The sequence below is a fragment of the Polaromonas sp. P3_B1 genome (assembly GCF_056402935.1).
The window spans coordinates 89,656-106,380 of sequence record NZ_JBFUGK010000001.1; the positions used below are offsets into that span (position 1 = coordinate 89,656).

Annotated in this window: 15 protein-coding genes; 9 read left to right on the forward strand and 6 right to left on the reverse strand. The window is 64.5% G+C overall.

Features of this window, described 5'->3' with window-relative positions; all coding sequences use genetic code 11:
• Positions 1–21: 21 nt before the first annotated feature.
• From AC1DXS_RS00410 to AC1DXS_RS00425, 4 genes are read right to left on the reverse strand one after another with little or no spacing between them, the layout of a single operon-like run.
• On the reverse strand, positions 22–1,029 hold the full coding sequence (locus AC1DXS_RS00410; protein ID WP_477735622.1) for an NAD(P)-dependent oxidoreductase: 1,008 nt from the start codon (positions 1,027–1,029) through the stop codon (positions 22–24).
• A gap of 33 nt (positions 1,030–1,062) precedes the next feature.
• Entirely contained in the window at positions 1,063–2,112 is a 1,050-nt protein-coding gene (locus AC1DXS_RS00415) for a LacI family DNA-binding transcriptional regulator (protein ID WP_477735623.1), read from the reverse strand.
• Positions 2,113–2,172: 60 nt separating this feature from the next.
• The gene (locus AC1DXS_RS00420; RefSeq protein WP_477735624.1) at positions 2,173–4,092 is read right to left on the reverse strand and encodes a TRAP transporter large permease; all 1,920 of its coding nucleotides are present in this window, start codon (positions 4,090–4,092) and stop codon (positions 2,173–2,175) included.
• Positions 4,093–4,094: 2 nt separating this feature from the next.
• Complete coding sequence (locus AC1DXS_RS00425; protein ID WP_477735625.1) at positions 4,095–5,123, reverse strand: TRAP transporter substrate-binding protein; 1,029 nt, start codon at positions 5,121–5,123, stop codon at positions 4,095–4,097.
• Between the two features lie 476 nt (positions 5,124–5,599).
• Here AC1DXS_RS00425 and AC1DXS_RS00430 point away from each other — a divergent pair, with 476 nt between their 5' ends.
• From AC1DXS_RS00430 to AC1DXS_RS00465, 8 genes are all read left to right on the forward strand, one after another.
• Positions 5,600–7,153 carry an ABC transporter substrate-binding protein gene (locus tag AC1DXS_RS00430; RefSeq protein ID WP_477735801.1) on the forward strand — a complete coding sequence of 518 codons (1,554 nt, stop codon included), beginning with the start codon at positions 5,600–5,602 and terminating at the stop codon, positions 7,151–7,153.
• Positions 7,154–7,166: 13 nt separating this feature from the next.
• Complete coding sequence (locus AC1DXS_RS00435) at positions 7,167–8,261, forward strand: ABC transporter permease (RefSeq protein WP_477735626.1); 1,095 nt, start codon at positions 7,167–7,169, stop codon at positions 8,259–8,261.
• A 13-nt stretch (positions 8,262–8,274) separates the two neighbouring features.
• The gene (gene nikC / locus AC1DXS_RS00440) at positions 8,275–9,189 is read left to right on the forward strand and encodes a nickel transporter permease (protein ID WP_477735627.1); all 915 of its coding nucleotides are present in this window, start codon (positions 8,275–8,277) and stop codon (positions 9,187–9,189) included.
• Positions 9,186–10,037 (forward strand): ABC transporter ATP-binding protein, encoded by an 852-nt coding sequence (locus AC1DXS_RS00445; RefSeq protein WP_477735628.1) that lies wholly within the window; start codon positions 9,186–9,188, stop codon positions 10,035–10,037. Before nikC ends, AC1DXS_RS00445 begins: the two co-directional genes overlap by 4 nt.
• 23 nt (positions 10,038–10,060) lie before the next feature.
• Complete coding sequence (locus tag AC1DXS_RS00450) at positions 10,061–10,813, forward strand: ABC transporter ATP-binding protein (protein WP_477735802.1); 753 nt, start codon at positions 10,061–10,063, stop codon at positions 10,811–10,813.
• A gap of 69 nt (positions 10,814–10,882) precedes the next feature.
• On the forward strand, positions 10,883–11,854 hold the full coding sequence (locus tag AC1DXS_RS00455) for a dipeptidase (RefSeq protein ID WP_477735629.1): 972 nt from the start codon (positions 10,883–10,885) through the stop codon (positions 11,852–11,854).
• A 27-nt stretch (positions 11,855–11,881) separates the two neighbouring features.
• Positions 11,882–12,328, forward strand: a complete 447-nt coding sequence (locus tag AC1DXS_RS00460; RefSeq protein ID WP_477735630.1) for an acyl-CoA thioesterase — start codon at positions 11,882–11,884, stop codon at positions 12,326–12,328.
• Between the two features lie 19 nt (positions 12,329–12,347).
• A complete protein-coding gene (locus tag AC1DXS_RS00465) occupies positions 12,348–13,268 on the forward strand; it encodes an EamA family transporter (protein ID WP_477735631.1) in 921 nt (306 codons plus the stop codon).
• On the opposite strand, the gene AC1DXS_RS00470 is transcribed toward AC1DXS_RS00465, so the two are convergent.
• Positions 13,243–14,181, reverse strand: a complete 939-nt coding sequence (locus AC1DXS_RS00470) for a LysR family transcriptional regulator (protein WP_477735632.1) — start codon at positions 14,179–14,181, stop codon at positions 13,243–13,245. The two genes, AC1DXS_RS00465 and AC1DXS_RS00470, sit on opposite strands and share 26 nt — an antisense overlap.
• Positions 14,182–14,284: 103 nt before the next feature.
• On the opposite strand from AC1DXS_RS00470, the gene AC1DXS_RS00475 reads away from it, so the two are divergent.
• Complete coding sequence (locus AC1DXS_RS00475; protein WP_477735633.1) at positions 14,285–14,929, forward strand: NAD(P)-dependent oxidoreductase; 645 nt, start codon at positions 14,285–14,287, stop codon at positions 14,927–14,929.
• A 718-nt stretch (positions 14,930–15,647) separates the two neighbouring features.
• Here the strand turns inward: AC1DXS_RS00475 and AC1DXS_RS00480 are convergent.
• Entirely contained in the window at positions 15,648–16,574 is a 927-nt protein-coding gene (locus tag AC1DXS_RS00480) for a DMT family transporter (RefSeq protein ID WP_477735634.1), read from the reverse strand.
• Positions 16,575–16,725: the final 151 nt, after the last annotated feature.

Here is a 16,725-nt window from a genome sequence, read left to right on the forward strand (position 1 = left end):
GGGTTTGATACGGCACCAGGCTCAGGCCGGCTGCGGTGCCTGGGTGGCTTGCTGCCAGCGCGTGGCCTGCGCCGCGTTCACCGCCCCCTGTGGCGCGCGGCCCTGCAACAGCTCGGCCACCTGTGCCACGGTTTCCATGGCCTGGTGTTCGACCGCGGGTGGCGTAAGGCCGCCGATATGCGGGGAGGCGATCACGCGCGGGTGCGCGGCCACACGTGGTGAGGGCATTTGGTCGGGCGCGCGGCCCACGTCGACTGCGCAGCCGGCGATCGTGCCGGCATCCAGCGCCGCCAGCAGTGCATCGTCATCGACCAGGTTGCCGCGCGAGGCATTGATAAAAAAGGCCCCGGGCTTCATGGCGGCGAAGGCCTTCGCGTCCATCATGTTTTCTGTGGCTTCCGTCGCGGCGGCCAGGCAGACCACATAGTCGGAACGCTGCAGCAAAGGCATCAGCTCGACCTGTTCAAGTTCCTTGCGGCCCGTGGGCGTGTAGGGGTCGTGCACCACGATGCGCATGCCCAGCGCCAGCGCCACGTCGCACAGGTAGCGGCTGATCTGCCCATAACCAATGATGCCCAGCGTGGCGCCGCGCAGCTCGCGGCCCATGGTGGGCACCACGGGCCCGCCCGCGTGGTAGTCGGCCGCGGCCCTGCTGATGTGGCGGCTCAGGTCAATCATCACGCCGACGATCCATTCGCTGACCGCGGCGATAAAACCCGCGCTCGCCTGGGTGACCAGCACGCCGTGGCGGCTGGCGGCCGGCACGTCGATGTTGCGGATGTCGATGGCGCAGCGCACAAAGGCCAGCAGGCGGGGCAGCGCAGCGAACAGCGCCTCATCGCCCACCGTCTGGCGGTAGGAAATGATGACTTCGCAATCAGCCGCCAGCGCCGCCAGTTCGCTGGAGGAAAGGTCGGTGTCGCCGGGATTGAAGCGCACGTCGGCAATGGCGCGCAGGGCAGCGGTCGCGCGGTCGCCGAAATAGTGGTCGAGCTTGCTCTGAGGGTGGCTGACAAAAACCGTTGTCATTCAAAAGCCTTGTGTTGTATCTGTCGCTGACGGTCAGCGCTTGCCCGCGCGGTACGCGGCGACTGAATCGCGCGCCACCAGCGTGGGCTGGAAGATGTATTCCTGGGTCTCTATGGAAGGGTCAGCGAGCCGGCTCATCACGCGTTCCACCATGACCTGCGCCATCTCGGGCACCGGCAGGCGCACGCTGGTCATGGCCGGGTGCATCAGGGTGGAGAGGAACACATTGTCGATGCCGATCACCGACACGTCTTCGGGGACGGCAAGCCCCGCGTCACGGAAGCCCGCCATCAGGCCGAAGGCCATCAGGTCGTTGACGCCGATCACGCCGGTAGGCCGTTCGGGCAGTTTGGCCAGCAGGCCGGCCTGGGCGCGGCCGACCTCGCTCATCATGGAGTCCCCGTACTCGTCGACCGGCGTGCCTTCGACCACGTGGGCGCTGCCTTCCAGCCCCGCGCTTTTGGCGGCCGACAGGAAGCCGGCGATTTTTTCGTTGCGGCTCATGGTGCGGCCGGCCGGCGTGACGAAAGCCAGGCGGCGGTGGCCCAGGTCTATCAGGTGCTGTGTGGCGATGCGCGCCGACTCGAAGCTGTCCACCGTGACGTGGTCGACGATGGAACGCCTATTCGGCGTGGCGCGCCTGTCGTAGCTCACCATCACCATGCCGCGTTCGGCTGCGTCCTCCACGTGCTGCTCATCGATCAGCGAGGAGATGATGATCACGCCGCGCACGCCGTGGGCCAGCAGGTCTTCGAAGAAGCGAGTTTCCTTGTCCCTGTCGCGGTAGGTGTTGCCTATCATGATGCGAAAGCCGTAGCGCTCCTGCGCCAGGGTTTCGATCTCGCGCGCGATGAAGCCGTACATGGGGTTGGCCATGGACGGCACCAAGAGGCCTATCAGCGGCGTGTAGCCGGTCTTGAGCTGGCGCGCCGTGGAGTTGGGCCGGTACTTGAGCTGGGCGATCGCGGCTTCCACGCGCGCCAGCGTCTCGGCGGCCATGCGGTTGGCACGGCCGTTGAGCACGTTGGAAACGGTGCTGGTGGAAACCCCGGCCAGGCTGGCGACATCTCGGATCTTGCTCACGTTTTTTGTCCTGTCTTTTTGAATGCGTGTGCTGGTTGCGCAGTAGATTTATCCGCATTTTCACAGACCCATGCGGGTCGGCAGCCAGAGTGAAAACTGCGGCACCAGCACCAGCAGGATAAGCGTGACGAACAGCACTGCCAGGTATTTCATCATGGGCCGGGCCACGTCCTTGACGTGCGTGCCGGTGATGGCGCAGGTGGCAAACAAGCCCAGCCCGACCGGCGGCGCGAACAAGCCCAATCCCATGGCAATCACCATGACGGTCCCAAAATGCAGTGGATTGACGCCCAACTGCGCGGCAATCGGCGTCAGCAGGGGGCCGAAGATGATCAGCGCGGGCGCACCTTCCAGCACGGCGCCGAAGACGATCATGATCAGCACCGACAGCAGCACGAACATGGTGCTGCCGTAGGAATGCGCAAAGCCGATCATGAAGGTCGACAGGTATTGCGGAATCTGCTGGATAGTCAGCGCGAAGGACACGCTGGACGCCGCCGCCACGATAAAGAGGATGCCGCCGGCCATGGAGGCGGAACGTACAAAGAGCTGCGCCACCGATTTCACCGTGAGTTCGCGAAACGCCATCCAGCCCACCACCAGCGCGTAGACCACGGCAAAGGCCGACACCTCGGTGGAAGTCGCCACGCCCGAGGTCACGCCCTTGCCTATCATGGCCACCATCACCAGCGCCACCATGGCGCCGCCCAGCAGGCGCAGCATCGGCGTGCGCACGTCAAAAGCCTCGTCGGGGTTGATGCGCGTGCCCACATAAACCGTCACCGCCGCCAGCGACAGCGCCAGCACGGCGGCCGGCACCAGCCCGGCCATAAAGAGGCCGGCAATCGAGATGTTGGCGACAAACCCCATGATGATCATGTTGATGCAGGGCGGAATCGTTTCGGCCATCACGGCGGTGCAGGCCAGGAGGCCCGCGGTTTCGTTCGGGTCCTGTTTGGTTTTGCGCACGGCCGGCATGATGATGCCGCCCACCGCCGCGATGTCGGCCAGCTTGGAGCCCGACACGCCCGAGAAGAAAGCGGTCGCCGTGATGGTGATCAGCCCCAGCCCGCCGCGCACCCGGCCGAACATGCGCAGCAGCAGTTCAATGAGGCGGGACGACATGCCGTTGGACTCCATCAGGAGGCCGGCCAGCACAAAGAAGGGAATCGCCAGCAGCACGTAGTGGTCGGTGCCGGCCATGACCTGCTGCGAATACACCAGCATGGGCAGGGACGGGTCGGCCATGAAGAACACCAGCGAAGACAGGGCCAGCACAAAGGCAATCGGCACGCCCAGCAGCAGGCCGCCCAGGAAGCCGGCGGTCAGCAGCATCCAGGGCTTGATGGCCAGGCCCGGCAGCAGCAGGTTCCAGCCCACCACCGCCGCCACCATGGCGATGCCGATTCCCAGCGTGGACCAGACCACGCGCGAAGGGCCGTTGACCGCGTTGGCCAGCCCGAACATCGTCATGAACAGGCTGCCAATGACCACCGGGAAGGTGTAAATCCACTGCGGCAGGCCTATGGGCGTGGTGCTGGACCAGGAGTCCACCAGCAGGCCGATGGACGAAATGAACAGGCAGGCCGAGACGGCCACGATGATCCAGCTCGCGAACTGGATCAGAGCAGGCTGCCAGCGCGCGGGCAAGAGGCCGCGGAAGATGTCCACCCCCACATGCTGGCTGCGTGCCAGTACCGTGGCCGCGCCGAAAAACACCAGCACGATCATCAGCGCGCGCGCCACTTCCTCGGCCCAGTCGAAGGGCTCGTGCAGGAAGTAGCGGAATACCACCGAGGCAAACACCACCAGCACGTCGACGGCCAGCACCACGCCCGCGGCGTACTCCGTCATGCGCATCAGCCAGGCCAGCCAGCGGCCGGGCGAATGTCCGACGCTGAAGCCGGGCGCGGATGCGTGCACCGGATTGTGAGTAGGGGTTGCGGTACCGGGCAGGGCCGCCGACAGGCTGGCTTCCATGCTCAGCCCCGCGCCGCGCTGATGGCCGTGAACAGCGGCGCGGTTTCAGGGTATTGCTTGGCAAAGCCGGCCCAGAGTTTGGTTTCCATTTCCTTGCGCACCTGGTCGCGCTCGTTTTTGGCCATAGGCGTGAAAGTGATGCCGAGTTTCTTCAGGTCTTCTATGCCCTGCAGGCCTTTTTCGGTGCCGGTCTTGCGCAACTGCACCGTCGAATCGGCGGCGGCCTTCATGAAGGCCGGGCGCAGTTCGGCGGGGATACGCTCTACGCCGCGCTTGCCCATGATGCAGACCATGGGGCTGAACAGGTGCTCGGTCATCCAGCAATGCTTGACGACCTCGTTGAGCTTGCTGGCCAGCACCGTGCCCGAATCATGCTCAAAACCGTCGACCACGCCGGTCTGCGCGGCCATGTAAAGCTCGCCGAAGGAAATCGGCGTGGGAATCGCGCCCATGATCTTGAATGTCTCGATAAAGGCCGGTGTCGGCAGCACGCGCAGCTTGACGTTCTTGATGTCGGCCAGCGACTTGACCGGCTGCTTGGTGTAGACGTTGCGGGCGCCGTAGTGCGCGCTCCAGGTGATGACCTGGCAGCCGGTGCTTTTTTGCAGCATCTCGTTGAGTTTGGCGCCCACGCCGCTGTCCAGCGCCTTGGCCACGTGCTCGTAGCTGTCGAAGAGGTAGCCCAGGTCCAGCATGCCCAGCTGCGGCGTCACCGTGGCCCAGATGGACGAGCCGGTCAGCATCATGTCGATGGAACCGACCTTGACCTGCTGCACCACGTCGCTCTCCTTGCCGAGCTGGTTGTTGGGAAAGTAGTCGATGCGTATCTTGTCGCCCACGGCCTTCTTGAGGTTGGCCTCCATGAGCTGCTGCCAGGCGAAGTGCGAGGAATTGAGGTCGGGCAGGTGCGCGGACGACAGGCGCAGCGCGACGGTGGACTGGGCCTTGGCCAGGCCCGGAAACCCCGTCGCCACGGCAACGGAGGCGGCGGACGTGGCCTGGACAAAGCGGCGGCGTGAAAGTGAACTCATTTTTGTCTCCTGATGTGTTTTGCGGTGCGCTGGGGAATCCCGGTGTTCTTTGTAGAACGATTTACTGTATCGTTACACCAAATTTCGCGTCAAGCCGGCAGAGGGTGGTTTTTGGTAGGTGTTTTCCTCCGTAAACAGGCGTTTATGAGCGCTGGCGTCGGAGGCAGGCCGGGCGAACCCGCGGGGATGGCATGGACGCCCCTTTTTGGTTCATCCGGCAATCGCGGAAAACCCGGGTGTTGGCGAGCCCCGGTCGCGGCGCAGAATGCGTCAGGCAAGTCTGGCTTGTATGTACAAGTTGCAGCGGCAACAACGGGGTGCATGGGCACGGTTCGTGCTCGCCTCCCAGGGCTTCGGGCGCAACCGCCACAAGCGGTGCCGCGCATTCTTTTTGAACCGTCCAACAGAAGGAAACCATCTTGAACCACCTCCCCCTCTTCAGCCGCCGCGTTCTTTGTGCCACGGCAGCGGCCGCCATGCTGGCCTGCGGCGCCGGCGCCGCGCTGGCCGCCACGCCCAAAGACACGCTGGTACTGGCCTTCGGTTTTGACGACATCATCACCATGGACCCGGCCGAGGCCTTTGAGCTGTCCGCCGGTGAAATCATGGGCAACACCTATGACCGCCTGCTGCGCCTGGACGTGAACGACCCGTCCAAGCTGGTGGGCGACGTGGCCAAGTCCTGGAATGTTTCGGCCGACGGCAAGACCTACACCTTCGAGATCAAGCCCGGCCTGAAATTCGCCTCGGGCAATCCGCTCACGGCGGAAGAGGTGGCGTACTCGCTGCAGCGCGCCGTGATGCTGGACAAATCCCCGGCCTTCATCCTGACGCAGTTCGGCTTTTCCAAGGCCAACGTCAAGGACAAGATCAAGGCCACCAGCCCGACCGTGCTGACCATGGAGACCGACAAGGCCTACGCACCGACTTTTGTCTTCAACTGCCTGACGGCCAATGTGGCCGGCATTGTCGACATGAAGCTGGTGCAGTCCAAGGAGGTCAACGGCGACTGGGGTTATGCCTGGCTCAAGACCAACTACGCCGGCTCCGGCCCGCTCAAGCTGCGCGAGTGGCGCGCCAATGAAATCGTGGCGCTGGAGCGCAACGACAACTATTACGGCCCCAAGCCCAAGCTGGCGCGCGTGATCTACCGCCACGTGAAGGAATCGGCCACGCAGCGCCTGCTGCTGGAAAAAGGCGACATCGACATCGCCCGCAACCTGAGCCCGCAGGACATCGCGGCGCTCTCGGCCAACAAGGACGTGAAGCTCACTTCCACCCCCAAGGGCACGGTCTACTACATCAGCCTGAACCAGAAGAACCCCAACCTGGCCAAGCCCGAAGTGCGCGAAGCCATGAAATACCTGGTCGATTACGGCGCCATCGGCGACACGCTGATCAAAAACATCGGCGTGGTCAACCAGAACTTCCTGCCGCAAGGCCTGCTGGGTGCCAGCACCGACAAGCCCTACAAACTCGACGTCGCCAAGGCCAAGCAGCTGCTGGCCAAGGCGGGCCTGCCCAACGGCTTCAAGGTCACCATCGATATGCGCACCATACAGCCGGTGCAGGGCATCACCGAGGCCTTCCAGCAGACGGCCAAGCAGGCGGGCATAGACATTGAGATCATCCCTGGCGACGGCAAGCAGACGCTGACCAAGTACCGTGCCCGCACCCACGACATGTACATCGGCCAATGGGGCGCCGACTACTGGGACCCGCATTCGAATGCCGACACCTTTACGCGCAACCCCGACAACGCCGACGACGCCAAGGCCAAGCCGCTGGCCTGGCGCAATGCCTGGGCGATTCCCGAGCTGACCAAGCAGTCGGACGCCGCCGTGCTGGAGCGCGATGCCGGCAAGCGCAAGAAGATGTACGAGGAGCTGCAGGCCGAGTTCCGCAAGACCAGCCCCTTCATCATGCTGTACCAGCAGACCGAGGTGGCGGCCTACCGCAACAATGTGGACGGTCTGAAGCTGGGCCCCACCTTCGACAGCAACTACATGTTCAACGCATCCAAGCGCTGACAGCTCCACGACTTTGGCCATCCCCGACCCCACGGCCGCCGGCGTGACGCCGCTCAGTGCGGTGGCTTCGCGCACGGCCGGCCAACGCCTGGCGCCCCACGCCAAAAGTTTTGCCAACTTCCTGGTGGTGATACTGCTCACCTACCTGGGCCTGCTTGCGGTCACATTTTTCATAGGTCGTGTCATTCCGATCGACCCGGTGCTGGCCATCGTGGGCGACCGCGCGCCGGCCCATGTGATCGCCCGTGCGCGTGAAGAGTTGGGGCTGGACAAGCCGCTCTACCAGCAGTTCTACATCTACCTCAGCAAGGTGCTCAAGGGCGACTTCGGCACTTCGGTGCTGACCGCCAACCCGGTGATGACGGACATCAAACGCGCCTTTCCGGCCACGCTGGAACTGGCCAGCCTGGGCATATTGATAGGCGCAGGCCTGGGTGTGCCGCTGGGTGTGTGGGCGGCCGTGCGGCGCGGCAAGCTGGTGGACCAGGTGGTGCGCGTGATCGGCCTGGTCGGTTATTCAGTGCCCATCTTCTGGCTGGGGCTGATGGCGCTGGTGGTGTTTTATGCGCGCCTGGGCTGGGTCTCGGGGCCGGGCCGCATCGATGTGACTTACGAATACACGCTCACGCCGGTCACCGGCCTGCTGCTGCTGGACACCGCCATGGCCGGCGAATGGGAGGCTTTTCGCAATGTGTTTTCGCACCTGATATTGCCGGCCGCGCTGCTCGGCTATTTCGCGCTGGCCTATATCAGCCGCATGACGCGCTCCTTCATGCTCAATGAGCTCGCGCAGGAGTATGTGATCGCCGCGCGCGCCAAGGGCCTGTCCGAGTCGCGCATCATCTGGCGCCACGCGCTGCGCAATGCCATGGTGCCGCTGGTGACGGTGATCGCGCTGTCCTATGCCGGCCTGCTGGAGGGCTCGGTGCTGACCGAAACCGTGTTCGCCTGGCCGGGCCTTGGGCTGTACATCACCAACTCGCTGCAGAACGCCGACATGAATGCGGTGCTGGGCGGCACCATCATCGTGGGCTCGATTTTCGTGGGCTTGAATTTATTGTCTGATGTTCTTTATAAATTGCTGGACCCAAGGACACGCATCCGATGAAGGAAGTCTCCTTGTGACCTCAAAAAGTGCATCCTTGCGCGACTGGCTCAGTACCGACAGGCCCACCTCGCGCCGCCAGGCCTTTATGGGCCGGGTCTACCACGGCTGCCGCGATTTTTCGCGCAACCGGCTGGCCATGCTGGGTTTGCTCATCGTTGTGGCGCTGATTCTGGTCGCGATATTTGCCGATCTGCTGACGCCTTACTCGGCCTATACCGGCGACCTGCGCACCACACGGCTGCTGCCGCCCTCGTGGACGCACTGGTTCGGCACCGACGACCAGGGGCGCGACATTTTTTCGCGCATCATCATAGGCTCACGCATCACGCTGATGGTGGTGATCCTGGTGGCGGTGCTGGCCGCGCCGCTGGGCCTGATTGTCGGCACCGTGGCCGGTTATGCCGGCGGCTGGGTCGACGCGGTGCTGATGCGCATCACCGACATCTTTCTCGCGTTTCCGCGCCTTATCCTGGCGCTGGCTTTTGTCGCCGCGCTGGGGCCCGGCATACAGAACGCGGTGATCGCCATCGCCATTACCTCCTGGCCGCCTTATGCGCGCATGGCGCGGGCCGAGACACTGACGATTCGCCAGACCGACTATATCGCCGCCGTGCAGCTGCTGGGCGCCTCGCCCTGGCGCATCGTGCTCGGCCACATCATGCCGCTGTGCCTGTCCTCGGTGATTGTGCGTGTCACGCTGGACATGGCCGGCATCATCCTGACGGCGGCCGGCCTGGGCTTCCTGGGCCTGGGCGCGCAGCCGCCCATGCCGGAGTGGGGCGCGATGATCGCCAACGGCCGCCTGTATGTGCTGGACCAGTGGTGGGTGGCGGCCGCGCCCGGTGCGGCGATTTTTGTCGTGAGCCTGGCCTTCAACCTGCTGGGCGACGGCCTGCGCGACGCGCTGGACCCGAAGGCTGCCAAATGACCGCCGCTTCCAACGCCCCTTTGCTGGTTGTAGACGACCTGCGGGTCAGCTTTCCGCGCCGTGACGGCGGCATGACCGAGGCGGTGCGCGGCGTGTCCTTCACGCTGGGGCGTGAACGACTGGGCATTGTCGGTGAGTCGGGATCAGGAAAGTCGCAAACCGGCCGCGCCATCATGGGGTTGACCGCGCCCGAAGGCCGCATCAGCGCCCAACGCCTGGAATTTTCCGGAACGGACCTGCTCAACTGCGCGCCGGCGCAACGCCGCGCGCTGCGCGGCGGCCGCATCGCCATGGTGCTGCAGGACCCGAAGTTTTCGCTGAACCCGGTCATGACCATAGGCGCGCAGATCGTGGAAACGCTGCAGGCCCACACGTGCGTCTCGTCGGCCGAGGCCAGGAAGCGCGCGCTGGCCGCGCTCGAGTCGGTGCGCATTGACGACCCTGCGCGCGTCTTCAAGCTCTACCCGCATGAGGTCTCGGGCGGCATGGGCCAGCGCGCGATGATCGCCATGATGCTGATCGCCGACCCCGACCTGCTGATCGCCGACGAGCCCACTTCGGCCCTGGACGTGACGGTGCAGCTCCAGGTGCTGTCCATCCTCGACACGCTGGTGGCCGAACGCGGCATGGGCCTGATATTGGTCTCGCACGACCTGCGGCTGGTGTCCACCTTCTGCGACCGCATCCTCGTGATGTACGCGGGCCGTGTGGTGGAAGAACTCGCCGCCGGCGGCCTGGCGAGTGCGCAGCATCCCTATACGCGCGGCCTCATGGCCTGCCTGCCGCGGCTGGGCGCCTCCACGCATCCGCTGGCCGTGCTGGACCGGAAACCGGAGTGGGCGCTGTGAACGCATCGGCCTCTGCCGTATCGCTGGGCCTTGAGGTCAGCGGCCTGCGCGTGGTGTACGACGGTTTCGTCGCGGTCGCCGACACCTCCTTCACCGTGAGCCCCGGCGAAAGCTTTGGCATCGTCGGCGAATCGGGCTCGGGAAAATCCACGGTGCTGCGCGCCATCTGCGGCCTGGCGCCGCGCACGGCCGGCACGGTCCGGCTGCTGGGCCAGGACAGCGCGCCCGGCAGCAAAGCCTTCAGGCGGCAGGTGCAAATGGTGTTCCAGGACCCGTATGGCTCGCTGCACCCGCGCCACACGGTGGATCGCATCCTGGCCGAGCCGCTGGCCATCCACGGTATCCTGGATGCGGAGGTGCGCATAGAACGCGCGCTTGAAGAAGTCGGCCTGGGTACGGGCTTTCGTTTTCGCTACCCGCACCAGCTCTCGGGCGGGCAGCGCCAGCGCATCGCGATTGCGCGCGCGCTGATTCTGGAGCCGCAAATCCTGCTGCTCGACGAACCGACATCGGCCCTGGACGCCTCGGTGCAGGCCGAGGTGCTCAACCTGCTGGAAGAGTTGCGCCGCCGGCGCGGCCTGACTTTTATCATGGTGAGCCACGACCTGGCCGTCGTCACCCACCTGTGTGAGCGGCTCATGGTGATGCAGCGCGGCCGGACGGTAGAGATGCTGCCCTCGGCCGACCTGGCGGCCCACCAGGCCACCAATGCCTACACGCTGAGCCTGATGGAGGCCTCCACCGGCTTCAAGCGCCGCGCCGCGGCCGCCGCGTAATTGCTGCCGACCCCTGGCGTGCCGACGGGCCGCGTGATTTAATTTCTCTCTTACATAGGCGACATCATCATGATCAACTGGGAAGCCCATGCCTGCCTGCCACTGCACCCGGAGGCCGACTTTTCGCCCATGGACGAACTGCGCGCCGCGGGCGTCAACTATGTCTCCGTCAATGTCGGCATGGACATGAACCCGGTGGCGCAAATCATGGCGGTGATCGCCGCCTTCCGCGCGAAAATCGCCGCCAACCCCGGCCGCTACAGCCTGGTCTCCAGTGTGGATGAGATCCGCGAAGCCGCCGCGGCGGGCCGGCTCGCCATCGGCTTCGACCTCGAAGGCGCGATACCGCTGCAGGAGCAGCCCGAGATGGTGGTGCTCTACCGCGAGCTCGGCGTGCGGCAGATCCACTTTGCCTACAACCGCAATAACAGCGTGGCCGACGGTTGCCATGACGAGGCGCGCGGCCTCACGCCGCTGGGCGTGCGCATGGTGCGGTCCGTCAATGCGGCCGGCCTGCTGATGGACTGCTCGCACACCGGCCGGCGCTGCAGCCTGGACATCATGGCGGCTTCGTCAAAGCCCGTGATCTTCAGCCACGCCAACCCGCTGGCGCTGGTGGAGCACGGCCGCAACATCAGTGACGAGCAGATACGCGCATGTGCCTCGACCGGCGGCGTGGTCTGCATCTCCGGCGTCTCGGCCTTCCTGGGCACCAACACGCCGAATGCCGGCGATATGGCGCGGCATGTGGCCTATGTGGCCGGCCTGGTGGGCGCGCAGCATGTGGGCATAGGCCTGGACATCAGCTTCCGGCAGGACGAACTCAACGACAACCCGCCCGGCGATTACGACCCGAATTACTGGTGGCCCAAGGCTGCCGGTTATGACCGCAGCGTGCAGCGCATGAGCTACACGCCGGTGGAGACTTGGCGCTTGTTGCCTGAGGCGCTGCGGCGCGTGGGCTTGAGTGCGGCCGAGATCGAGGGCGTGATGGGCGACAATATGATGCGCGTCGCCGCCATCGCCTGGCAGCACACCTGAACACCCCACAACCACCGGCAGCTCCCCATGTCCTCCATCACGCTTCGCTTTTTGGCCGAACCTAGCACCGTCAATTTCGGCGGCAAAGTCCACGGCGGCACCGTCATGAAATGGATTGACGAGGCCGGTTATGCCTGTGCCACCAGCTGGGCCAAGCGCTATTGCGTCACTGTCTCGGTGGGCAGCATCCGCTTCCAGCGCCCCATCATGATCGGCGACCTGGTCGAAGTCGAAGCGCGCCTGGCCTATACCGGCAAGACCAGCATGAACATCTCGGTGGAAGTGCGCGCGGGTGACATGAAAGTCGGGCAGATGGCGGTGATCACCGAATGCCTGGTGGTGTTTGTCGCGGTGGACCTGGACGGCAAAGCCTTGCCCGCCCAGGAATGGCGGCCCGAGACCCCCGGCGACGTCGCGCTGGCCCAGCGCGTCAAGGCGCACCTGGACGCCGCGCGCAGCATGCAGCCGTCCTGAGCTGCGCCCGGTCCCGCTGATGCAACACAACGCCCTGACGGGCCGCGACCTGGCGGCCGCCCTCACCGTGGTCGTGCTGTGGGGCGTCAATTTTGTGGTCATGAAATTCGCGCTGCGCGACTTCACGCCTTTCCAATTGGGCACCGCCCGCTATGTGTTCGCCGCCCTACCCTTGGTGCTGCTGATACGCCCGCCCAAGATCGCGTGGAAGTGGATTGTGTTTTATGGCCTCTTCCAGGGTGTGGGGCAATTCGGCATTTTGTTTCTCGCGCTCAAGGTCGGCATGACGGCGGCACTGGCCTCGGTGTTGCAGCAGACCCAGGTGTTCTGGACGGCGCTGTTCGGTTTTGTGCTGCTGCATGAGCGCGCCAGCCGCCCGCTGCAGGCCGGCCTGGCGCTCGCGGCCCTGGGCCTGGCCTGCTTCGCGCTCAACTACGTGGGCACGGACGGCAGCAGCGCCACCACGCCGCTGGGCTTTGTGCTCACGCTGTGCGCGGCGGCCATGTGGGCCATGTCCAACATCGTGGCGCGCCGCGTGCAGCAGACTTACAAGGACTATTCGCCGCTGGCTTTTGTGGTGTGGAGCAGTCTGGTCGCGGTGCTGCCCTTTGCCGCGCTGTCCTGGGCTTTTGACCCCGAGCCCCTGCGCTGGCATTGGCTGGAGGCACGCGCGTCGAGCTGGGCCGCCGTGGCTTACCTGGGCTGGGCCGCCACCATCCTGGGCTACGGCCTGTGGACCAACCTTCTCAAGCGCCACCCGGCGAACCGCGTTGCGCCTTTCAGCCTGGGTGTGCCTGTCGTCGGGCTGGCCACCGGCATGCTGGTGCTGGGCGAGGTCGTCACGCCCTGGCAATGGGCCGGTGTGGCTTTCGTGGTGGCCGCGCTGGCCTGTGTGATGCTGGGCGGGCTGGTGTTCAGGCCGCGCCCGCAGCAGGCTTGAGGTTGGCGGCCTGCACCTCGCCAAACCAGGCTGCCAGCAGCTCCAGCGTGTAGCGCACCTTGGCCGGTTGCTCGCCGCGGCGCGGCGTGACGGCATACACCGGCACATCCGTCATGCGCCAGCCTGGAAGTATCGGCAGCAAACGGCCCTCGGCCAGCGCCGTGCGATCGTCCTCGCTCACCGCCATGCCTATGCCCCAGCCCGCGAGGTATAGCGCATGCAGCGCCGATACCTGCGATGCCTGCACGCGCGGCTCCAGCCGCAGGGTTTGCCGCTCCCCCTCCGGCCCCGTGAGTTCCAGCATGTCGACGCCGGCGGTTTGCGGCTTGCTCGCCAGCCAGTCGTGCTGCAGCAGGTCTCTTGGATGCGCGGGCCAGCCGCGTTCAGCCAGGTAGGCCGGGGAAGCGCAAAGCTGGCGCTTCATGACGCCGAGCTTGCGTGCCACCAGGGATGAGTCCGCCAACGAGCCGACGCGCAAAGCGATGTCTATGCGCTCTTCAACCAGGTCGATCAGCGTGTCGTCCAGCAGCAGGCACAGTGTGAGTTTGGGATGCCCGCGTAGCGGCGCCAGCGCCGCTGCCAGCAGGCTGCCAAAGCCGACAGGCGCTGTCAGGCGCAGTTCGCCCTCGGGTTCGTCGCGCAGGCGCACCAGTGCCTGCTCGGCCTCGCGCGCGGCGCCCACCATGGTCGCGCAACCGGCGTGGTAGCGCTCGCCGGCCTCGGTCAAGGTGATGCGCCGCGTCGAGCGGTGCAGCAGCGCCAGGCCCAGCGCCTGCTCGAGCTGGCGCAAATGCTGGCTCACGGCCGAAGGCGTCATGCCCAGGCGGCGCGCCGCCGCCGTCAGCGAGCCCGCCGCCACCACCTCGGCAAAGACGGCCATGCGCTTGAGCTGGTCCAGGGATCTATCACTCATTGATTAGTTGTACTTCATAGTGTTGTTGAATTTTGCCGTCTATTCAGCTGCTTGTGAAGCAATCAAACTAACAGCTTCTTTCAACCACAGGGCAATTTCCATTATGAACATCGCACTCATAGGCGCCACCGGTTTTGTAGGCGCACCGATTCTTTCCGAACTGCTGGGCCGCGGCCACAAGGTCACGGTGCTGGCCCGCAACCCCGGCAAAGTCGCGCCGCAAACAGCCCTCAAGGTCGTTGCCGCCGACGCGCTGGACGCCGACCAGGTTGCCAAGGCCGTGGCCGGCCACGACGCCGTCATCAGCGCCTACAACCCCGGCTGGGGCGAACCCAAAATTTATGACCTGCACCTGCAGGCCAGCAAAGCCATCGTGGACGGCGTCAAACAGGCCGGCGTGAAGCGCCTGCTGGTGGTGGGCGGCGCGGGCAGCCTGTATGTGGCGCCCGGCCTGCAACTGGTGGACACGCCGCAGTTCCCCGCCGAATACAAGCAGGGCGCGCTGGCCGCGCGCGAAGCCCTCAACCAGCTCAAGCTCGAAACCTCGCTGGACTGGAGTTTTGTCTCGCCTCCCATTGGGTTGGCGCCCGGCGAGCGTACGGGCAAGTACCGCCTCGGCGCTGACGAACTGCTGTCCGGACAGGGGGATAAGCCCGCCGGCATCTCGGTGGCCGATTTGGCCGTGGCGATTGTGGATGAGATTGAGACGCCTCGGCATGTGAGGCGTCGGTTCACTGCGGCCAATTGAGCTGATTGGCCTGGTAGCTCTTGGGCCGGGTCTTGCGCCGGCGGGCGCGCTCTCCCCCCTCTCTCCTTCTCCTCTCTTCGTCTGTCTGCTTACTCTGCTGAGGGTGGTTGGCCGGGGGTAGCCCGGCAGCTACTCACTTTTCTTTTGCTTCGCCAAAAGAAAAGTAAGCAAAAGAAAAGGCGACCCTGGTGTCTGCGTCCCCTTCGCTTCGCTACGGGGCAGCCTGCGGTGCTCGGTCCAGACGGGGTCAAAAACAACTCGCTTCGCTCAGACACGTTTTTGCCCTTGTCCGTCTGGACCTGCGCTCCTCGGCGCATACACAAGGGGCCCGGATACCGAACAGCCAAACAGCCGAAGACAMAACCCYGAATACCTGAAACCACAAGGACACGCCAYGGCGTGTCCTTGTTTGTCTTTGTRYTGGTTCTTTGGTTTTTGTCCCCGCTCCCGATTGCCCCGTCCTGGCTGGGCCGAGGAGCGCAGAGACAAGCGGATCAGGGCAAAAACGTGTCTGAGCGAAGCGAGTTGTTTTTGACCCCGCTTGGCTCGAGCACCGCAGGTTGCCCGAAGCGAAGCGTAGGGACCCAGACTGCGGGTCGCCTTTTCTTTGCTTACTTTCTTTTGGCGAAGCAAAAGAAAGTAAGTCGCCCGCCGGGGCGAGACCCGGCCAGCAAGCCTATGCAAAAGGCACAAGCGCGCAAGCCGGCGCAAGACCCGGCTAAGCAATCCTCTCTTCTTTCGTCACCAACCAAATCCCATAACAAACCAACACCAACGCCACCCCATTCTTCCACTCGAGAAAGCTCTCATCCAGAAACACCGCCGACAACATGGTCCCAAAAATCGGAACCATGAAGTTGAACACCGTGATCATGCTGACCCGGTTGTACTTCAGCAAAATCGTCCACAGCGAAAACGCGGCCGATGACAGCACCACGAGGTACACCATCAGCAGGGTGGACTTGAGGCTGAAGCCCGTCAGTGAACCGCCGGTGGCAAAACCGATGATCAGCAGGGCGAGGCCGCCGATCGCCAGTTGCCAGCCAGTCAGCACGACCGAGTCCACGCGCTGGGAGACTTTTTTGCCGTAGATGCTGGCGGCCGAGAGTACAAAGGCAGCGATCACGACAAAGCCTTCACCCAGCAGCGTGAAGTCGAAGCTGAGCAGGCTTTCGCTGAAGTTCACCACCATCACGCCCGCAAATCCCACCACGCAACCCAGCACCTTGTTGAAGCTGAGCCTGTCGTTCTTGTAGATGTAGTGCGCGAGCAGCACGCTGAAAAAAGTGCCGGTGGCGTTCATGATGGAACTCTTCACGCCGGTTGCGTAGGCCAGGCCGATGTAGAAAAACACATACTGCAGGCTGGTCTGCGTCAGGCCGACGATGGTGACCTGGCCGAAGGTGCGCCTGTCGAGCTGGAACACCGGCTTGCGGCTCAAGAGGGCGAACACCAGCAGCACCAGTCCGGCAAAAATAAAGCGCCAGCCCGCGAACACCAGCTTGGAGGGAATGTCATCGGCGGCGATATGGAACAGCGCATAGCCGTTCTTGATCGCCGGATAGGCGCTGCCCCAGAGCAGGCAGCACAGCGAGGCCAGCAGGAAAACGATTTTGCGCTGGGTGAAAAAGGCGGAGCTGTTCAAACCGGAATCCGTTGAAAAGAAAGAAAAAAGTGGCTCGGAGCCAGGAGCTGCTCACAAAACCCAGCGAAGCGGTCCTGGCTAGGCGCGCCGCCGCAGACAGTGCACCAGCACGGCAAGGCGGCTGCAACAACGCCAGGAGGGTTTTTGAGCG